Annotated in this window: 14 protein-coding genes; 2 read left to right on the forward strand and 12 right to left on the reverse strand. The window is 51.3% G+C overall.

Going from position 1 to position 18,096, the window contains the following annotated elements:
- Window positions 1–39 precede the first annotated feature (39 nt).
- The 10 genes from NSS79_RS22175 to NSS79_RS22220 form a co-directional block, all read right to left on the reverse strand.
- A complete protein-coding gene (locus tag NSS79_RS22175; protein WP_342436182.1) occupies window positions 40–981 on the reverse strand; it encodes a GDSL-type esterase/lipase family protein in 942 nt (313 codons plus the stop codon).
- Window positions 982–1,213: 232 nt separating this feature from the next.
- Window positions 1,214–2,011: a CAP domain-containing protein gene (locus NSS79_RS22180; RefSeq protein ID WP_342436183.1), complete on the reverse strand. Its 798-nt coding sequence runs from the start codon at window positions 2,009–2,011 to the stop codon at window positions 1,214–1,216.
- Between the two features lie 288 nt (window positions 2,012–2,299).
- Entirely contained in the window at window positions 2,300–4,261 is a 1,962-nt protein-coding gene (locus NSS79_RS22185; RefSeq protein WP_342436184.1) for a WG repeat-containing protein, read from the reverse strand.
- 91 nt (window positions 4,262–4,352) lie between these two features.
- The gene (locus tag NSS79_RS22190) at window positions 4,353–5,408 is read right to left on the reverse strand and encodes a galactose ABC transporter substrate-binding protein (protein WP_342440421.1); all 1,056 of its coding nucleotides are present in this window, start codon (window positions 5,406–5,408) and stop codon (window positions 4,353–4,355) included.
- A 134-nt stretch (window positions 5,409–5,542) separates the two neighbouring features.
- Window positions 5,543–6,568 (reverse strand): substrate-binding domain-containing protein, encoded by a 1,026-nt coding sequence (locus NSS79_RS22195; protein WP_342436185.1) that lies wholly within the window; start codon window positions 6,566–6,568, stop codon window positions 5,543–5,545.
- A complete protein-coding gene (locus tag NSS79_RS22200) occupies window positions 6,565–8,394 on the reverse strand; it encodes a sensor histidine kinase (protein WP_342436186.1) in 1,830 nt (609 codons plus the stop codon). Before NSS79_RS22200 ends, NSS79_RS22195 begins: the two co-directional genes overlap by 4 nt.
- A gap of 2 nt (window positions 8,395–8,396) precedes the next feature.
- Entirely contained in the window at window positions 8,397–10,046 is a 1,650-nt protein-coding gene (locus NSS79_RS22205; protein WP_342436187.1) for a response regulator, read from the reverse strand.
- Between the two features lie 276 nt (window positions 10,047–10,322).
- A complete protein-coding gene (locus NSS79_RS22210; protein ID WP_342436188.1) occupies window positions 10,323–10,787 on the reverse strand; it encodes a GNAT family N-acetyltransferase in 465 nt (154 codons plus the stop codon).
- Window positions 10,777–11,967: a formate-dependent phosphoribosylglycinamide formyltransferase gene (gene purT / locus NSS79_RS22215; protein ID WP_038594334.1), complete on the reverse strand. Its 1,191-nt coding sequence runs from the start codon at window positions 11,965–11,967 to the stop codon at window positions 10,777–10,779. Before purT ends, NSS79_RS22210 begins: the two co-directional genes overlap by 11 nt.
- Window positions 11,968–12,114: 147 nt before the next feature.
- Window positions 12,115–15,795: a dynamin family protein gene (locus tag NSS79_RS22220; RefSeq protein ID WP_342436189.1), complete on the reverse strand. Its 3,681-nt coding sequence runs from the start codon at window positions 15,793–15,795 to the stop codon at window positions 12,115–12,117.
- A 334-nt stretch (window positions 15,796–16,129) separates the two neighbouring features.
- Here NSS79_RS22220 and NSS79_RS22225 point away from each other — a divergent pair, with 334 nt between their 5' ends.
- Both NSS79_RS22225 and NSS79_RS22230 read left to right on the forward strand, forming a co-directional pair.
- Complete coding sequence (locus NSS79_RS22225; RefSeq protein ID WP_342436190.1) at window positions 16,130–16,483, forward strand: PadR family transcriptional regulator; 354 nt, start codon at window positions 16,130–16,132, stop codon at window positions 16,481–16,483.
- The gene (locus NSS79_RS22230) at window positions 16,470–17,021 is read left to right on the forward strand and encodes a DUF2812 domain-containing protein (protein WP_342436191.1); all 552 of its coding nucleotides are present in this window, start codon (window positions 16,470–16,472) and stop codon (window positions 17,019–17,021) included. The genes NSS79_RS22225 and NSS79_RS22230 overlap by 14 nt, the downstream gene beginning before the upstream one ends.
- 90 nt (window positions 17,022–17,111) lie before the next feature.
- On the opposite strand, the gene NSS79_RS22235 is transcribed toward NSS79_RS22230, so the two are convergent.
- The gene (locus NSS79_RS22235; RefSeq protein WP_038594340.1) at window positions 17,112–17,378 is read right to left on the reverse strand and encodes a hypothetical protein; all 267 of its coding nucleotides are present in this window, start codon (window positions 17,376–17,378) and stop codon (window positions 17,112–17,114) included.
- A gap of 2 nt (window positions 17,379–17,380) precedes the next feature.
- Complete coding sequence (gene nth, locus NSS79_RS22240; protein ID WP_038600229.1) at window positions 17,381–18,091, reverse strand: endonuclease III; 711 nt, start codon at window positions 18,089–18,091, stop codon at window positions 17,381–17,383.
- Between the last annotated feature and the right edge of the window lie 5 nt (window positions 18,092–18,096).

Below are 18,096 nucleotides of genomic sequence, written 5' to 3' on the forward strand. Positions count from 1 at the left end.
TTGCTACGATCATTTCTGACTTGCGGTGCAGCCACTTCCTTAGCGCACAGCCTGTATGATTCGTTCGCTCATCCGCTGATAGCCGTCGCCGTTCGGGTGAAAATGATCGTTTGAAAGATACTTATCCAGATGGCGGTTGAACAAATCAAAGGTTGGGACGAGTGTCATATTGCTGTGTGTGTTAATGATCTCCATTGCCGCGTTATTCCAGGCTGTAACCGCCTGATTGCCGGGCACCAGCAGATCCTCGATATCTCCAAATGGATTATATAATCCGACATAATAAATTTGCGCCTGCGGATTGATCTCGCCGATACTCTCCAGAATCCCGCCAAGCCGTTTCGAAGCCTCTGGCAGCGCAGCCAGCAGCGACTCCGGTGTCACCTCATCTTCAGTTGCCGAAGGAACGCTTGTCCCGGATGAGCCGTTCTTCCCGCTCGCAGTCCCTGTTTCAGAAGGATTTGCTCCAGGCATTGAAGCAATGTCCGCTGAACTCCCTGTCTCTGTTGATGTTGTCCCCTGTTCTGTACTGCCCGTTCCCATTATATCTGAGCCCCTGAACAAATCATTGCCCCCAATTGAGAGCAGCACGACGTTGGCCTGCCGCAAGGCATACCGAACGCCTTCTTCTTTGAGCTTGCTTTGCAGGCCTGCGGTTGTCAGCCCGTTAATGCCCATATTGCCAAGCAGCTCCGCCTTGCCTCCGCCAGCCGACAGACCGTCCAGCGTCCGCTTTACAAAACCGTTTCCGGTGTTGTCACCGGTGCCTTTGGCCAAAGAGTCGCCAAGTGCCAATATTTTCACTTCATCGCTGCTTGCCGCCGTGGGAACCGGTGTTTCCTGCGGCAAAGAGGTTGAAAGAACTTCACCCTTCGGGTATATAATATCGTTCACCGCGTATCCAAACCCAACGATCAAAACTAACGTTGCTGCTATGGAAATCAGGCTCACAGTGCGCCAGGTCCATTTTGAATCGTTCAAAGCCATCCCTCCGTATGCCCATTCTTATCTCCAGTGTTCCACATTTTACAAACTTCTTAACTATGTAGATAAACATAATTCTTCTATACTTAATTTGCAAATATCCACCGCTCAAGCGAAATTTGGCGGTTTTTGTCCTTAATAGTCTATTATATCAATCGAAAGCATTTTTTTCTCAAAAAAAACGTCCCCCGGCAATGCCGGAGAACGGGTTTTGTACTTTTCATTAGGTTTATTTTCCGATGAATTCCTGAACCCAGTAATTGTTGTCGAACCCTACGCCGATGTAGTTAAAGTTCGCACTCAGAATATTGGCACGGTGTCCTTCACTGTTCATCCAGGCCGTCATTACTTCTTGCGGAGTTCTCTGGCCCATGGCAATGTTCTCCCCGGCAGCCCGATAAGTGACGCCAAAAGTGGCCATCATATCAAAAGGCGATCCGTACGTCGGGGATGTGTGCGAAAAGTAGTTGTTCGTACGCATATCGGTTGCTTTAGCTGCGGCCACCTTGTTCAGGCTTTCCAAAGCGCTGACCGGGGACAGCCCTGCTGTCGCACGTTCCTTATTCACAAGCGTAACGATTTGCTGGATATAGGACTCTTGAGTGCTGACTGCTGCTGCTGGTGTTGCCGTTGGTTTTGGTGTCGCAACAGGTGTTGCCGTTGGTGCCGCTGTTGCTACGGGTGTCGCCGTTGGTTTAGCTGTCGCTACAGGCGTTGCTACTGGTGTCGCCGTTGGTGCCGCTGTCGCTACAGGTATCGCTGTTGGTTTAGCTGTTGCAACCGGTGCAGGTGTGTTTGTCGGAACAACAACCGGTTGAGATTTGTAAACTGTCACTGTTGTATTGGAAAAAGGAAATCCCTTAAGGCTATATTGGTTAAAATATTGCATGAATTGTGCGAAATTAGTTGGTGCTCCAGTCGCAGTATTACCCGCCTCTGCCTTTGCCTGTATTGGAAGAGAAATGCTAAGCGCCATCACTGCCGCCACACTTCCACCTATCATTGCTCTTAAAGTTTTGCTCTTCATTCTGCCATCTCCTTGTTCATGATGTATTTGTTATGTTGCTGTCGGCCGAAGTATCGGGCTCCAAATATTACAAAGTTGTAATCTGTTCCTCAGTCATTGTAGCATAAATCTCTCAGCTGTGCGCTTCTAAATTTTTACATTAATAGACTGCCAGATAGCAAGCAGACGGCTTGTACATTTCAACTCCAATACAACAAAAAAGCCGCCATCCTAATCAGGACAGCAGCCTCCTTTTGACTTCGCTGGACATTCTGTACAGGTTAATACGTTACCTTCGTTGCTGGAAGCTTAATGGAAAGACTGCCAGAACTCACCTTCGGTCGAGATCAGACCCATGATTTCTGCATAAGGAATGCGGAATGTCGGGAAACCCGCAGCATATGGGGCAATCTCGTAGGGAGCGAAATACAGATACAGCGCTTCTTCATCAACAAAAAAGGGCTGATCCGCCGTAATTCCCTTGTAGGTGTCCGGAAAAACGTAAGAGTACTGGGGATCGTTCGCAATCTGTTTGCCGACAATAGCGCTGAGCTTCGCCACATATTTGCTGCCCGGCTTGAACAGGTCACGAAGAGCATAAAACTTGCCGTTGCGCAAATTGATATGAACATAGATGCGTGTAGGCATGCCATGGGCAGCGCCAAAAGGGTACTTGTAGCCGCTCAATTCCAGGACAAGCAGATTTTTGCGGAAGAAGGAGACGGCAAAATCCCCGGTATAGCTGTAATCCTGCGTGCCTTCTCCGGTCCCCGCTCCTTCGGCAAGGGAAAGGCTGCGCAGCTTGTCATTTACTTCTCTGGATACCTCGGAGTTTGCGATCCCTTCGATAACCGGATAATACACCAAATAGTCTCTATTCGGTTTGTATTTCTTCTCCAGCACTGAATAAGGCGGCCGGAGCGTTATGACTCCATTTTGCTTCCATACCTGATTGCCCCGTCGGTCGTAATAGGCTGTCCGCTGATCCACGTCAGCCCTGATCAGACTTCCGCTGAAGGAAAGTGTGCCTGAACCGGCAATCACGGGCGGCTGAGCTGCTTTTTTTCCGCTTTTGTCGATGAAATAGGTATCTGTGGCGTCAAACACTGAGGCGAGTCCATTCTGATAATTGTTCACACCCAGCAAGGGGTGGGTGCTGAGGATTCTGCCGGTTACCGCATCAGCGATAACATAACGTGAACCGCGGTAAGGCTGGTCTGGATACACTGGTGTACCCAATGCCACCCGGTCTTCACCCAGCTGTTGAACTTCATAATACAGGGCCGGGACTACGAGCTTGCCCTGCTTATCAATCAGGCCGTAGGCATTGCCATAATTCTCAGCCGTATTGATCACCGCTCTTCCCGCAGAAAATGGCAGGGCGGCTGTATACTGCGGCTCTATCGCGATGCTTCCGTCTATCCGCAGATACCCGTATTTACCGTTCTCGCTAGCCTGGTATGCCAGCAGGCCATCCCCCGGATAACCTACAAATGGATATTTATACGTATGCAGCACGGTGCCTTGCGGGTCAATCAGCGCAAACTCCCTTTCGCCCAGCTTGACCAGTGCCGTTCCGTTCATGAAATCGCCGGCGTCCTCGTAAACTGCAGGCAGTACTTCTTTTCCCTGGGCATCCAGATATCCGTAGCGGGAAGTACCCGTCGTACTTTGTTTGGAGAACATCGCACGCCCTTCATGCAGCGAATTTAAGTAATCATAACGCGCTGCTGTAACCTGCTTGCCTCTTTCGTCAATCAACGTATAGCCTTTGGCATCGGAAACCACAGCACGGCCTTCTGAAAAAGGGGCAATAAAGGAATAGGCCGGTCTCACTTTCTCCCGCCCGGAGCTGTCTATCAGGCCGCTCTTGTTGTTGCGCTGCACAATCGCCAGGCCATTCTCCTGAAATTCCTCGGCATACTCATACCTCGGTTCAATAACCGTCCGTCCTTCATTGTTGATGTACCCCCAACGAGTCCCCTCTTTAAGCTTAAAAGGAGCGGGATGCAGCAAATCCGCCCGCAGCTCGCTGTCATCCAACTCAGGCAGGAAATAAAGCGCCTCTATAGGCTTTTTGGAGTAATCTACCCGATACAAACCCGCTTCTGCAGGAATCGTTACGAACAGATCATCATCCGCACGGATGAAATCCTCTTCCTGCTGAGGAATACATTCATTCCAGCCAATCCCGTCCCATCTCCACACTTCCGTCTGCACCAGGCTGTTATCCGTTCCTTTCGCCAGCTCATTCAGCTTAATCCTCAGCATCCCGTCGCTCTCCTTTACAAGGGCTTTTGCCTATAGGATATGTGGTCAAGGGAGAAAGGGTGTGTGGTTGTAAGCTCTGACGCTTTCCTAATTATTCGACGTCGGCGACATTGTCTCTGGTAATCTTCTTATAGGGGATCCATACATACTGGTTATCGGTAATATCGAAACCAATATTTTGTTTGGTTGGCGCTTCGCCTCTAGAGAGAACAGCCGCAAGTTTGATTGCTGCTTTGCCTTGGATGTTGGCATCATTTAGCACAGTACCCAGCATGGTCCCCTCTTTGAGTGCTTTAACGGCCGGAGCTGTCGCATCTACACCGACTACCGGCATGTATTTCCCGCCGGAAAAATATCCCTCAGCTTTTAGAGCTTTAATTGCACCGAGAGCCATATCGTCGTTGTTGGCAAGCACAGCTTCAATCCGGTCTCCGCAGGTCTTCAGAAAGCCTGCCATTTTCTCCTGGCCCTTCACCCGGTCGAACATTCCGCTGTCTTCCGCCAGTTTCTCGACCTTGATACCTTCATCTTCAATCGCCTGGATGGAATAATTGGTGCGCAGCTCGGCATCCTGGTGTCCCGGCTCGCCCTTCAGCATGACATATTGAAGCACTCCGTCGCCGTTCTTATCGGCTTCAGGATGGGATTTCCAGTATTCCGCGATAATCTGGCCGGACATGGTGCCCGATTCTTCCGCTTTGGCGCCTACATAATACACCTTATCCCATTTCTTCATATCTTCCGGAAACGGTTCACGGTTCAGGAAGACGACCGGAATGTCGGCGGTTTTTGCTTTGTCGATGATGACGCCTGCGGCAGTGCGGTCAACTGGATTAATCAGCATGCCTTTATATCCCTTGGTAATGAAAACGTCAACCTTATCATTTTGCGTAAGCTGGGAGTTTTTGCTGTCTACAATGTCCACAGCTGCGATGCCTTTGGCACCCGCCACAACCGATTTGCGGACACCGGCCATAAACGTATCGCTGAATTTATAAATGGCTACACCAATTTTTGGAGCTGAGCCGGTACCGCCAGGGATTGCCGTCTCAGCGCTGCCGCCGGTATTCGCAGAACTGCCTCCGCAGCCGGACATAGCAGCACCCAGCAACACGGCGGCGAATAAAACGGAAGACATTTTTTTCATCACTAATTGACCTCCCGAGGGTAAATCTTTCTTATGCCGGATCTGTCCCAGGTACATTATTATGCTTGAAATAAGCACAGTTGCGAATATAAAATCCTACTGTATTCAATAAAAATTCTAATGAGTTCCCGATACTACCGGACAAAAGGAAACAGCAGCTTTTGATTCTCGGGCCATAGCATGTTTTCCAGGTCAATCAGCTTGGTGCCAGTATCCACACGCTCCGGAATGTCGATGCCTTCCAGGGCTTGGGCTGCATATTTCACGGCCAGATAACCGTTGCTGAACGGATTCTGGATCACAGTTGCCTGGACGGTTCCGTCCTGAAGCATTTCCATCATCGAGGGAGAGCTGTCGAAGGCCACCATTTTAACCTTATGCTGCTTCAGATTCTGCAGCACTTTGCCCGCGCCCTGCGACGCCGTTTCATTCAATGTGGCGATTCCGCGCAAATCGGGATGGTTCTGCAGCATGTCCCGGGTCAATGATTCCGCATTGTCCGTGTTTGAAGAGGTGTAGGAAATCTGCACAACCTGAACATTCGGATAACGGGCCGCATAGTTCAGGAAACCCTCTTCCCTTTCTTCTGCGTCCCGGGCTCCATAATCAATCGGTCCGCTGGATTCCGGCTGCACGTTCTGAGAGGAGTTGGTGAAATTGATGATTCCAATCTCACCAGATCCGTTCAAGAGCTGTATCAGCCTTTCCGCTGATTTCTGTCCGGCTTCATAGCCATTTGAACCCACGTAGGCTTTGACTCTGGCCGAACCAACCTCGGCATCGACGGAAATAACAGGGATTTTGTAATAGGCGGCCTGATCCACTACCTGGGCCAACCCCATATAACTGCTGGCTGCCAAAATAATCGCCTCTGCCTTTTGATTAATAGAATCCTCAACCATGGTAATCTGCTTATCAATCTGACTCTCGGAATCAGGTGCCTTGAACGTCAGCTTGACATTAAATTCCTTGGCGGCGGCTTCAGCACCGAGCTTAACCGTGTTCCAGTAATCCCCTTTGTTCATCTTGACAATCATATCGATATTATGCGTTTTATTGGTGCTGATATAAGCGGCGGGAGACGTATTGAAGCAGGAAGTGACCGTCAGCCACAGCACCGGACAAAGCAGCAGGATCAGCCACAATCGTTTGCTTCTCATGGAGATGATTCATCCTCCTTCTGCGGCTCCGGCCCCTCTGCGGTTTGGATTGCCGGGAATGTAATAGTGACCGTTGTGCCTTCCTCAAGCTCGCTTTCGAATGCAAGACCGAATTCGCGTCCGTAATAAAGTCTGATCCGCTCATTCACATTCCGCACGCCTACACCAGAGCCGCTGCCGCTTTTGGTCCCGCCGTTCAAGATCATATTGAGCATTTCCCGCGGCATTCCTAGCCCGTTATCACTGATTGTGATGACAATTAAGCCATGCTGAAGCTCTGCACTAATGGAGATCAGACCTTCGTCCGGCAGCATTTCAATCCCGTGATACAGTGCATTTTCTACAATCGGCTGCAGAATCAGCTTGATCGTCTGGTACTGGAGCACCTCATCCTCCGCCTTGATTTCAAAGCGGAATTTATTCTTGAAGCGGAAGCTCTGGATGACAAGATAATGGCGGATATGGGCCAGCTCTTCCTGCACAGTAATAATATTATTCCCCTTACTCAGGCTGATCCGGAAAAACTTTGACAACGATTGGATCATCGTGACCACTTCTTCGTTTTTGCCCCGTTCGGCAAGCCGGATGACAGAGTTCAGCGTGTTGTACAAAAAGTGCGGATTGATCTGCGACTGCAGTACTTCAAGCTCACCTTTGCGCTTGGTCTCCTGCTCATAAATTATCTGGTCCATCAGCTGGCGGATCCGCTGGAGCATCAGGTTAAAGCGCCGCGACAGCTGTTCAACCTCATAAGCGCCGCTGACATTGATCGGAGTATTCAGATCACCCTCACCCACCTGCTTGACGGTCCGCTCCAGCTTGCGGATGGGACTGGCAATGAGCCAGGACAGGAAGACGGAGACAGCAATCACTCCAAGAATAACAGCAGCCAGAAACCAGACCAGAAATTGATTCAGATCCCGTTTCGTAGTCACAATTTCATCGTAATAAGCAACACCGACGATTTTCCAGCCTGTCTCCGCCAGCGTGCGTACGGTGATAAAACGTTTCTCTCCTGTCGATTCATCCAGATAACTGCGGTAAGCATACTCCAGCACCGGTTCCACGTTCTCATACTTTAGACCGGCATAAATCAGCTGCTGCTGGGGGTGATAAACGATGTTGCCCAGCGAGTCCAAAATGTAAGCGTATCCTCTTTTGCCAAGCTTGACCTGCCGGCTCAGCTCATCAATCGTCCGGAAGTTGAAGTCGATCAGCAGGATGCCGGTTTTCAGTTCTCCGTTTTCTCTGTACTGAATCATTTTGCTGATGGAGACAACCCATGTATAGCGCCCCTTGAATAAATTTTGGATATGCGGTGCGGAATAGGAAATTTCCGAGCTTTTTTTGGCGGTGGTGAACCAGCTCTGACTTTCCAGCTGTGTATTCAGGCGCATGTTCTGGCCCGGGGTCCCGACCACATATTTCCCCTGCAGCGTAAACACGGCGACCGACACCAAGTCTTCTCTGCTGTTCATCAGCGTATCCATCCGTTCGTACAGCAGCGGGGAGTCAATAGAGGCACTGGTCGTGACCTGTTCCTCCGCCGTCTCAAAAATATTGCTCATTCCTTTGACATACAGCTCCAGATTATAATTCACCTGCTCTATTATCTGCTGCATATTCAGATTGGCATTCTCCTCGGCTGTCTTCGCAAACTTGTTGTACAGCATGAAGCTGACGATCACCGCAACCAGCACAGTAACCGCCGTGAACGACACCGTAATGATAAGCTGAATACTCCGAAGTTTGGAGGATATCCTTGTTTTGCCGCGTCTGTCTTGCTGCGGGCGCAGCGGGAAAAAATAAGCCTTCGGCCTGTTCATGGCTAGCCTCCCCGGGAGCTGTTCTTATACTCTTTGGGAGATTGTCCATATTTCTTGCGGAAGCAGAAGCTAAAATAATTCGGGTCGGCAAAGCCGATTTTTTCGGCAATTTCAAAAGCCTTCAGTTCTGTTGAGCGCAGCAGCTCCTTGGCAGCCTCCAGACGGATCTGCAGCAGATAGCTGACAAAGGTCATCTTCATCTCTTTCTTAAAAATGCTGCTGAAATATCCCGTACTGATATGCAAATGCTGGCAGACTTTGCCGATCGAGATGTCGGACTCCTCATAATGACCCCGGATGTATTCCTTGGCTTGGTCAATCAGCTGTTTGTAGCTCGACTGCCGCTCCGAAGCGATGGAATTCATCAGCCGGCTGCACACATTGATAATCCACTGCTTAGCTTCACCCATATTGTTGAATTTATGGATCTCCGTCAGTGAAGACAGCCCTGATCCGATGTAATCCGTGGTCTCACTGCCTGACTCCTTGGCCACCCGTAGAATCGAGGTGATGATCTCCAGCAGAAACACCTGATAGTCCTGCGTCGAAACCTGTGCGGTGTCCAGTCCCCCGAACAATTCGTCAACAACCTCTTTCAGTTCCTGTACCGTGCCCAGCTTGATTGTGCGGATCAGCGATTGTTGGGTCAGCTCGTCATAAGCCAGCATTTGATTGGATCTTGACTCCACATCTTCAATCCAGATCACTCTGTTGTTGCCGAGAATAAGGCGGTAATCAAGTGCCTGCAGCGCATCGCCGAATGAATTGAACAGCATGGATGCTGTATGGCATACTGTTCCGGCTCCTGAGGTCACCGTCAGCTTTAGAAACCGCTGTACATTTTGCCGGATTTCCTCCAAAATCGTGAAGGTTTTGCCGGTAATCTCCGCCTCCTCCTTCTCCATGCTGACCGAGAGCAGCACGACATCATCCCGGTGTATAAATACTTTGCCGAAACCATGCTTCAGACAAATTTCCTCAGCGATATTAAGCACCGCGAACAGCTGCAAATTGCGGTCACCGGTGTCACGCAGGGATACGGGCAGGCTCTGGATAACTCCTGCATTCTTCTCCGAACGGATATAATCTATGCTGATTACCGAAGACTGAAAGCTCTCACCAGAGAGGTTAATGCCGTATTCCGCACTTTTCTCGGCGATTTCCGCGGGCCGCAGCTTGCGGGAAACAAGCGAGGAGAGGAATTGTTCACGAAGCACAGGCAGACTTTTCCGGTAATGCTCGCTCAGCACAAACACATTTTCTTTCTCAGCGATTTCCGCCTCTATGGTTTTTCTAACCTTGAGCAGTGTGTCGATCAATTCCTGAGAAGAAAACGGTTTCAGAATATACTCGTCAATTTGCAGTTTAATTGCTTTCTGGGCGTACTCAAATTCATCATAGCCGGTGAGAATTATGATCTTCGTATTGGGATGACGGCTGCGGATCCATTCGGACAGCTGCAGTCCGTTCATGAATGGCATCTGGATGTCGGTCACGACCACATCCGGCAGCAGGCGGTCGATTGATTCCGCAGCCTCACGGCCATTCTCCGCCTGATCTACAACCTCAAAACCATAGCTGCCCCAGTCGATCTGTGCGATAACCCCTTCTCTTACATCCTCTTCGTCTTCGGCAAGAATCAATTTATACATGCTTCATCCCTCTTATAATTTCTGTTTAGGTAATTATAAAACTATTCTAGCTGATTCGATCAACTCTATCTATGTTTAACTTAAGTAAGGGGTAAAAGATAATGAATGGCTATTCCGCCGGTTCAGCAAATTCATTATACAGTGGCAATGGACGGATATACATAAGCAAATTGAGGGAATGATATTCTCCTGGGCAGAACGGTCGGGTGTACCTCTACGACGAATAAAAAAAAACCATCCCGGTTGCCGGGATGGGGATGATTGTACGTATTAGATTTACAGCAATGTTTTGTTGAAGCGGTAGCCGGTAGTCTGCTCGAAACCCATATGACGGTAAAAAGCATGCGCAGGCGCACGTTCCACACGGTTGCCGCTTCTAAGGAACAGCTGGCAGCAACCCTGCCCGCGGGCCCATTCTTCCGCTGCAGCTACCAATCTTTTGCCGAGGCCGTGGCCTCTAAGCTCCTCTGATACAATCAGCGCGTTGATTTCCGTAATACAATCCGCATGTTTGTAATAGGATTCCACCTGCCGAAGTCCAATCATTCCCACAACTTCATTGTCCAGTTCAGCGACCAGTGTGCAATGGAACGGATCATTCTCCATGCCTTCCATTCTCTCTTTCATCACGCTAAGTGTTGTCGGATAGCCGAATTCCCGCAGAAGGGCTGTCACTCTCTCCAGATCATTCATGCCGCATTTGCGAATTTGCAGTACTTGCTCCTGAGTACTACTGTTCATTCTCATATACCTCCACTTTTAGCATAGACGCCGCCTGTTTGGCGGTAGTCCGCGCGATTTCTACATCTTCCGCTGCACTGAGGGCTACTGCCATCCGCCGTCCAGGACGGATTTCAGGTTTGCCGAATACCCTAACCTGCGTACGGGGAAGCGCCAGCGCTTCGCCGATTCCGGATATGGCAAAAGCCTGTCCGGTTTTTTCTGCTTTCAGGGTAGCCGAAGCGCCCGGTGTTACAAGCGCAACCGAGTCCAGCGGAAATCCAAGAATGGCTCTGACATGCAGAGCGAATTCCGATAAATCCTGCGTAATCATTGTAACCATGCCGGTATCATGCGGTCTGGGCGATACTTCACTGAACAATACTCCCTGCTCTGTAAGAAACAGCTCCACTCCAAAAATACCAAGGCCTCCAAGCTGATCAGTTACCGCTTTGGCGATATTCTGAGCTTCTGCCAGCGTACGCTCACTCATCTGATGCGGCTGCCAGGACTCTACATAGTCGCCGTCCTTCTGGATATGGCCGATCGGCGGACAGAATACAGTTCCGCTTGCCGACCGGACCGTAAGCAAGGTAATCTCACTTTCAAACGTAACGAAAGCCTCCACGATGACCCGTGTCCCTTTGGCCCGCGCTCCTTCCAGAGCCGTATTCCAGCAGTCCTCCACATCACCCGGCTTCTTGCAGACGCTCTGTCCTTTGCCGGAAGAGCTCATAATCGGCTTGATCACACAGGGTGTGCCAAGCTCTTCCACTGCCTGGCGCAATTCGTCCAGACTGTCCGCGAAGCGGTATGCCGCGGTCGGCAGGCCAAGCTCTTCAGCCGCTAAACGCCGGATACCCTCCCGGTCCATGGTCAGCCGGGCTGCACGTGCAGTCGGGACTACGAAGAATCCTTCCGCCTCTAGCTCCAGTAGCGCATGAGTGGCAATAGCCTCAATTTCGGGCACAATCAAGTCAGGCTTCTCCGAACGGATGAGCGTCTTAAGCGCGTCCGCATCCAGCATATCAATTACATAGGAGCGATGGGCTACACCCATCGCCGGGGCATCTTGATAACGATCCACAGCTACGGTCTCTACGCCAAGGCGCTGAGCTTCGATAATGACTTCCTTACCCAATTCCCCGCTGCCCAAGAGCAGCAGCTTACGGCTTTGAGCTGAAAAAGGAGCTCCCCACATTGTCGACTCCAACCTCTTTCGGCTAATTTGACTGCTGACTCTCTTTTTCTGTAAATGTCGCAGTATTCATTGTAAATTTTCAGGCTTCTTTATTTTCTTCCATCAACGACCAGATTGCAAGCCTTCTTCGACATTTTCCTACAATCTTCACAGATCACCGTCTACGAGATCGTCGAAACTTCTCTCCAGAACATTTAATTGATGGCCCATTTGGCCCCAACGTTCCGCAGAATCACCCCCTTTCAAGAGACCGGACATCACTTCCTCCCGCTCAGCCAGAGCTGCTCGGAGTGTGTCTGCCGAACGTTTCAACGCCTGCTCCGCTACCCCCGTATAAAAATCCAATAATAAACCTTCCTGCGTTCCGGCGGCTCCGGCAACTGCTTCCTTCAGCCAAGGGTCCGCTGACGCTCTGACTTCATTGCGCCCCGGCCCCTCAAAGAAATGACGCGGCGATTTGAAGCGGCCCCATAATGCTGCCCAATCCAGAGGGGATAACCGGCACTCCAGCTTATCCGGGGAAGGCCAGTGTTCTTCGGCATTGTCCATGAGCTGAAGCTCCTGAGCCGAAATCGACAGTTCCGACGCGGCCGATGAGGCTGCCGTCCGCACGAGTTTTTGACCTGCCGCTTCCAGGCGCAGGGTAGTCGCCCACAATTCCTGTTCCAGCTCGCGCTCAAGGGTGCGTTCCAACTCTCTGCCACAGGCTGTAAAGATATCTTTCAGATTTCCGCTATCCTCGCGCAGCACGGAAGGATGGAAGGATTCCTGGAAGAAACGGCCGAAGGCAAATCCGATCCGCTGCCGCACATGATAGAGCAGTTCTTCACCTTCCCGGCGCAGGTCGCGCAGCGGACGTTCCTCGGCGGAAAGTGCCGTGAGCCGTGCTTCTGCGGTGCGGCGGCGTTCCTGCAGCTCCAGCAGTCCGGCTTCACGCCTTCCTGCCTCCATCTCGGCCAGCTTCTGCCATTCTTCCGCCCGCATGCGCACGGAGGCAATGTTCTCTTGCGCGGCTGCAAGCGACAACCGCGGCAGTTCTCCGCCCGCGAATTCCGCAAGCGCCTCTTCAAAGGTATGGAAACGGGAGCTTTCATAAGCTTCCCGGTTGTGGTCTGTTTTGCCTTGCAGCGCCAGCAGGCTGGACAAGGTATATATCCGCGGCGAGGTAAGGCCGCCGGCACGCAGGTTCTGCGCGACATGCCCCTTCACCTCTTCCAGCTCCGCTTCGTCTTCGGCCAAATCAGAAGCGTTGATGATAAAGAACATTTTATCCAGCGCGAAGCTGTCTTTAATTCTTCCCAATTGGGCCAGCAGGCCACGGTCCGCTTTGGAAAAGGCATGATTATAATAGGTCACAAAACATATCGCATCCGCATTCTTCATGTAACCGAAGGTTACACCGGTATGACGGGCATGCAGGGAATCCGCGCCAGGGGTATCCACCAGCACAATGCCGCTCGCGGTCAAGGGACAGTCATAATACAGGTCAATCCCCTGCACAAAACAGGCCCGGGTCTCCTCGGCGACCAGTCCACGGTATTCCTGCAGATCAACAGTCCGCACCGTTCCCAGCATTCCCTCCGCTTCTGACCATCCTGCAGCTGCCGCCCGCAGGAATCCGGCATGCGGCAGGGCGGAAGGATGCAGGCCGCTGACCTTCAGCCCAGCCACCTCAGCGGTCCAGCTCTGCCGCTGCGGCGGGGCAAGCTGCAGTACGCTGAAGGAATGGAGGATGTCCTCCCAGAAATCCTCCGCCGTCTTCATCGTTACCACCGCGCTGGCATGGCGGAATTCCCCTTCCGGTGACAGGATGCGGTTCACCGCTGCTGTGGCGGGGTGGGGAGACACAGGCAGCACTTCTTCGCCCAGCAGCGCATTGGCGAAGGAGGATTTACCGGCGCTGAACGCTCCGAACAGCGCCATCGTAAAGCGGCCGGCGGCGATGCTCTCCGCCCGTGCCGCAAGGCTGCGCGCCGCCGAAGCCATGGCCGGTTCGCCGCGCAGCAGCTCTGCCGCAGCGCTCAGCGCCGCTGCGGCCTTCGTGAGCCGGCGTCGTCCGCCCGCCGGCGAGACCGGCCCTGCCGCCCAGGCTGCGGCGGCAGGCCTTCCGGCCGCTGTGCCCGGCAGCGGCCGGACCTCACGCGGTGCGGCGCTGCTGGCGCCTGCCCGCGGGGCCACCCTCACCTCCGGCAGAGTGCCGGGGGTGAGGGTCCGGCGCGGCGGCAGCAGCGCCGCGAGCTCTGCCGCGCGGGCATCCGCCGCGCGGTCAAGGGCAGCCAGCGCAGCTAGCGCGCGCGCCTGCCGCTGCAGGGCTTCTTCGCGGCGCGAGACCTCGACGCGCCGCACTTCCAGCAGCAGCGGCAGCTTCGCCAGCAGCTCATCGCCAAGAGACAGGGCAGCCCGGCGGAACTGGGCTTTAATTTCAGCCGCAAGCGTGCGGGTGAAATTAAGCAATGCCTCGCCCGAGGCCCCGGTTCCCGGCTTCACCGCAGCCGCCAGCCACTCCTGGCTCACCGCCGGAAAACTTTGCTTGAGCAGATTCTCGGCCCCCTCCTCCCATACTCCAAGGCCTTCGGCCCATTCCCGGATCAACTGAAGAATATGCCATTCCAGTTGGGCGGTGATTTCCCGCGTTTGCAGTCCGTGCCAGGCTTTTAGCCGTTCTGCTTGCACCTTCTCCCGTTTCGCAGCCGTGAACAGCAGGCCCTGCCGGAAGCCGGGAGCCATGCTTTCAGCATAAGCACCCGCAGCTTCCCTTACATCGGCAGGCATCAGATTACTGTTGCCCAGCAGCGCATCGAGTGCGTTGCGCAGCGTTAGGATTGACTGATCAGGCAGCTCTGCAAGCTCCTTACGCTCTTCGTTACAAGCCTGAAGCGCTCTTTCCACGGAGTACTCATCCGCACCGCCCGATGTTTCCAGCAGCGCCTCGCGCTCCTCCTGCTGCTGCTCGCGGTATTCTGTCACAACCGCATCGGCCACATGATGTACCGAGCGGGACAAGCTGTAGCCAAGCAGCTCCTCCCGATGATCCAGCAGCTGGCGAATCAGCATAAGCAGACCGTCCCATTGATTTAGCGGGTGCTCCATGTCCTTAAGTGAAGTGAACAAAATACCTGCGGATTGAATCCCCCATTCGCGGAAAGCGCTTTCCAATTGCTGCCGGTAGGCTTCAATGGCAATTTCCTGTTCACGGTGCTTGTCAATCTGATTGATAATAAGATACAGCGGTTTGCCCCAATCACTGAGGTTTTTGGCAAAAGCCAGGTTATTCTCCGACTGCACATGATTGTAATCCATCACATAAAACACCACATCGGCCAAGTGCAGTGCGGAGCGCGTCGCGGCTTGATGCCCGTCATCCGTGGAATCAACCCCCGGGGTGTCCATCAGAACACCATGTGCTCCAAGCAAAGGCACATCCTCCCAGACTTCAATCGCAGAATAATCACCGCCCTTGCGGCAATATTCCTGCAATTTCTCCGGTGTGGTCTCCCATGCGGAATTTGTCTCATTCTGTCCTTCCACCTTGGGATAGAGCCGCACACGGGGCGCTCCGCTGCGGATAGACACGACATTGGCACTGGTCGGAACAGGCCCGGAAGGCAGTACATTGCTGCCGCATAACCTGTTAATCATACTCGACTTCCCTGCCGAAAAATGTCCGCAAAAGGCAAGTGTCAGCTCACGGGCACACTCTTTACTCTCCAAATCGGAGAGTACCCGCTGCGTTTCTGTCTCTCCCCACCGTTCCATCAGCGCTCCCAGCAGAGTAAGCGGCGAATCCGTCACATTCTCTGTTTTAATCTTGGTTTGTTCTGCTGCCACTATATCCACCTCCGCTGCATCCTAGAAAAAATCGACTTTGTTTGAAGTCTATGTACATACCCTTCATAAAGCGATATCTAAAATAAATATATCTTAACGTAAAAATAAATGGCATAACTAGAATAATTACATTTTATCACCAGTTTGCCACAAATCAAATAATCACGAATTACAAAATCCCCTATAAACCTTTACAAAATTCAGTTGCCTAAAATTATGCATCCCTGACTTGACAATGCAATATTATGGAATTATTATATCCATATCAGATATATCACTAATGGATATATCGACATCAGATATATCTGTTATTTTAGAAAATGGAGGTGTGCCAATGTCCAGAGCTAATTCACTGCAGACCGAACAGTTGACTGATTCGGCTTACTACATCCTGCTTGCCTTACTCACTCCGAAACACGGCTATGCGATCATGAAATATATTGAAGAACTGACGAACGGGGAAGTCAAAATCGGGCCTGCAACACTTTACACCCTAATCAAGAAAATGCAGAAATCAGGCTATATCCTATTGAATGAGGACGACGATGAACGGCGGAAGACTTATCAGATTACTCAAAGTGGGGAGCTACTTATTACAGCTGAAATCGAACGGAGACTTAGAATGGTTGCACACGGAAACGCCGCAATACAAACTGCGAAGGAGGAATCATCTCATGAAGAAGGATAAACAAACACGTTATGTGATAACGAAAGGTCTGGCATTTGCCGAGGAAGAGGATATGAACAAATTAAGCGCACTGTCAGAAAAAGGCTGGTTTCTGGATCATTTCTCTTTATTTGGTTACGTAATCCGAAGGGGTGCGCCGCATAAGCAGATTTATTGTCTTGACATACGTGAATTGCCGAAGGAGGAGGAAGCAGAGTACCATAATATTTTTGCAGAGAGCGGCTGGACTTATGTATGCTCCGCCGGAGACTTCCATATCTTCTCGGCAGAACCGGGAACTGTTCCCATCCATACTGACCGAACGACTATATATGACAAATATACCAAGGTTGCCCGAATCAGCAAAACATCAGCTTTCATAACACTGTTGCTGACCTTAGGAAGTATTGCTTTAAGGTCCCTGTCTACAAAGGTATGGAACAGTTCACTTCTGGAGTACTCATCTCTCGTAGTCTTAATGTTGTGCGTCATGGCATTCGTACCTTCCACCATGGTCTATATTGCATACTCCTTGCGTTTAAGGAAGTTCTCATCTTAAGCTCATTCCATAAAGATGTTCCCACGTTTTCAAAAACGTATGACAAACAAAGAGCCGGCCCCAAGGCCGGCTCTTTGTTTGTAAATCCTATTATGCTGTTTCCAGTACCGGAAGCAGAATTTCGAATACTTTACCGTGCTGAAGAATGGTCAGACCACGGGATTTGTCTCTCATAACAACCACTTCAGGCTTCTGGGACATCCGCTCCAGGTAATGCTCAGGCACATCGCCGGAATGGCTGATCGTGATGCCTTCTACTTCCTGCTCTTCATTTTCTTCCAACGGACTTTCCACTACACGGTCAAAAATATCGGAAAAAGCTTCAAAATTATTGGTATATACAGAAATGCATTTCATCTCTATCCCATCCTCTTCTTCATCTCTAACTTTTTACTTGCCTTTAAAACATCATTATCTTTCCTGATTACAGCTGTTTTCATACGTTTCTTGCCCTCACGGCATACATCCAAGAGCGGGCATACCTGACAACTTGGATTCTGGGCTTTGCAGTGATAGCGGCCAAAAAAGATCAGTCGATGATGTGTAAGTGTCCATTCCTCACGAGGCACCGCCTTCATCAGCTTCTTCTCCACTTCCAGTACGGAATCCTTCCAGCCCGCAAGTGCGAGCCGCTTGGATACCCGTTCCACATGGGTATCCACAGCAATCGCAGGTACGCCAAAAGCGTTGGACACAACGACATTCGCAGTCTTGCGGCCGACCCCCGGCAATGTTACCAGCAAGTCATGAGCCTGTGGCACTTCTCCGCCATATTGCTCTATAAGAATAGAACAAAGGCTTTGAATATGCTTAGCTTTATTGCGATACAAGCCGATACGCCGGATATCCCTCTCCAATTCCTCCAGCGGCACGGAAATATAGTCAAGAGGGGTTTTGTACTTTTGGAACAGGTCCTCGGTCACTTTGTTCACTGTTGCGTCCGTACATTGGGCTGACAGCAGCACCGCAATGGTTAGCTCAAAAGCGTTGCTGTGATTCAGCTCGCAATGCGCATCAGGAAACATGTCTCGAATCGTATCCAGAATGTGGCGGACCTCTGCAACTTTCACCGGCG

The organism is Paenibacillus sp. FSL L8-0436 (assembly GCF_038593025.1).
Classification (GTDB): Bacteria; Bacillota; Bacilli; order Paenibacillales; family Paenibacillaceae; genus Paenibacillus_AQ.

Excerpts from the sequence above, each read along its gene's own strand:
- NSS79_RS22180 (WP_342436183.1), bottom strand. The coding sequence starts at position 2,011 with ATGAAGAGCAAAACTTTAAGAGCAATGATAGGTGGAAGTGTGGCGGCA.
- NSS79_RS22185 (WP_342436184.1), bottom strand. The coding sequence starts at position 4,261 with ATGCTGAGGATTAAGCTGAATGAGCTGGCGAAAGGAACGGATAACAGC.
- NSS79_RS22190 (WP_342440421.1), bottom strand. The coding sequence starts at position 5,408 with ATGAAAAAAATGTCTTCCGTTTTATTCGCCGCCGTGTTGCTGGGTGCT.
- NSS79_RS22195 (WP_342436185.1), bottom strand. The coding sequence starts at position 6,568 with ATGAGAAGCAAACGATTGTGGCTGATCCTGCTGCTTTGTCCGGTGCTG.
- NSS79_RS22200 (WP_342436186.1), bottom strand. The coding sequence starts at position 8,394 with ATGAACAGGCCGAAGGCTTATTTTTTCCCGCTGCGCCCGCAGCAAGAC.
- NSS79_RS22205 (WP_342436187.1), bottom strand. The coding sequence starts at position 10,046 with ATGTATAAATTGATTCTTGCCGAAGACGAAGAGGATGTAAGAGAAGGG.
- NSS79_RS22210 (WP_342436188.1), bottom strand. The coding sequence starts at position 10,787 with ATGAACAGTAGTACTCAGGAGCAAGTACTGCAAATTCGCAAATGCGGC.
- purT (WP_038594334.1), bottom strand. The coding sequence starts at position 11,967 with ATGTGGGGAGCTCCTTTTTCAGCTCAAAGCCGTAAGCTGCTGCTCTTG.
- NSS79_RS22225 (WP_342436190.1), top strand. The coding sequence starts at position 16,130 with ATGTCCAGAGCTAATTCACTGCAGACCGAACAGTTGACTGATTCGGCT.
- NSS79_RS22230 (WP_342436191.1), top strand. The coding sequence starts at position 16,470 with ATGAAGAAGGATAAACAAACACGTTATGTGATAACGAAAGGTCTGGCA.
- NSS79_RS22235 (WP_038594340.1), bottom strand. The coding sequence starts at position 17,378 with ATGAAATGCATTTCTGTATATACCAATAATTTTGAAGCTTTTTCCGAT.